The sequence below is a fragment of the Bordetella petrii genome, from assembly GCF_020991325.1.
Classification (GTDB): Bacteria; Pseudomonadota; Gammaproteobacteria; order Burkholderiales; family Burkholderiaceae_B; genus Bordetella_A; species Bordetella_A petrii_E.
In genome coordinates this window covers 1-1,433 of sequence record NZ_JAJMLX010000482.1, presented here as the reverse complement: position 1 = coordinate 1,433, position 1,433 = coordinate 1, and the positions used below count along the sequence as shown (strand labels likewise).

At 55.9% G+C, this 1,433-nt stretch carries 1 protein-coding gene and 2 rRNA genes; all 3 read right to left on the bottom strand.

The window, feature by feature from the left end; all coding sequences use genetic code 11:
- Positions 1-156, bottom strand: a 156-nt coding sequence (locus LPZ50_RS24795; RefSeq protein WP_230665485.1) for a MerR family DNA-binding transcriptional regulator, incomplete at its 3' end; no start/stop codon positions are given.
- Positions 157-753: 597 nt separating this feature from the next.
- A 5S ribosomal RNA gene (gene rrf / locus LPZ50_RS24790) occupies positions 754-866 on the bottom strand.
- 116 nt (positions 867-982) lie between these two features.
- Positions 983-1,433: ribosomal RNA gene (locus tag LPZ50_RS24785) — 23S ribosomal RNA — on the bottom strand; the annotation flags it as partial.

Sequence of the window (1,433 nt, the reverse complement as noted above, 5' to 3'; positions counted from 1 at the left end):
CAGACGCGTGCGGTCCCGCGCGGTATCCACGCGGTTGCCCCCTCCCGGTCCGGTGCGCTCCGGCTGCAGCAGGCCCATGTCCTCATAGAAGCGCATGGCCCGCGTCGTGAGATCGAACTCCTTCGCCAGATCTCCAATGGTGTAGGTGATGGACATGGAACAGCAGCCCGGGAAATTGATGAGATACGGGAAAGCAGGCAATCTCGTAGGGCTCAAATTGACGTTTACGTTAACGTCAATACTATCCGATCTGCATGAATTGGGGAAGTGAAGTCCAACTCGCCAATGTCGGAAGGGCATGCATCGCCCTGCGTCCATGCATCAAACCCTTGGTGCCGGTCAACGCGCTCACCAGCAGCATTCTGCTGATCGATCAGCTTTGAGGATTACGTCGGCGGGGTACATCACTTCGAGGCCAAGACTGCCGCGCAGTCTGAAACCACTAGCAGCGAGCTCGCAAACAACATGGACCTGTTGTTCGGCAGTCATCCAGCATGGCTAGGAGGTGTTTTGTACCCGGCGATGACGTGGGCCTGGCGGCGTCGTAGAGCTGGCCTTGTCGCGATAGCGCGGCCGGCTGATGATGAGCTGGCGCAGCGGCCCGAGAGATGTTCTGGGCATCACAGGGGGCGGCGCCATCTAGGAGCGCCTTAGCGACGCAGCATGGGCGATCACTCCTCTGACGGGATGCGCCGCCGCAAAGCAAAACGCCCTTCTACTCGTTAGAGCAGAAGGGCGGTTTGGGCTGTAAGAGCCTGACGATGACCTACTTTCACACGGGAACCCGCACTATCATCGGCGCAAAGTCGTTTCACTGTCCTGTTCGGGATGGGAAGGAGTGGTACCAACTTGCTATGGTCATCAGGCATAACTTGTTGCTGCCTTGACTGGGTCAAGACAACGAATTCACAGAGCTAAATCAGCATGTAATTTTTGATTGCGTCACTTGGCATAACAACCTTGACGGTGTCGTCAAAGTTATAGGGTCAAGCCGCACGGGCAATTAGTATCAGTTAGCTGAACGCATTACTGCGCTTCCACACCTGACCTATCAACGTCCTGGTCTTGAACGACTCTTTAGGGGGCTCAAGGCCCCGGCAGATCTCATCTTGAAACGAGTTTCCCGCTTAGATGCTTTCAGCGGTTATCTCTTCCACACTTAGCTACTCGGCAATGCCACTGGCGTGACAACCGATACACCAGAGGTGTGTCCACTCCGGTCCTCTCGTACTAGGAGCAGGCTTCCTCAAATCTGCAGCGCCCACGGAAGATAGGGACCAAACTGTCTCACGACGTTTTAAACCCAGCTCACGTACCTCTTTAAATGGCGAACAGCCATACCCTTGGGACCGGCTACAGCCCCAGGATGAGATGAGCCGACATCGAGGTGCCAAACACCGCCGTCGATATGAACTCTTGGGCGGTATCAGCCT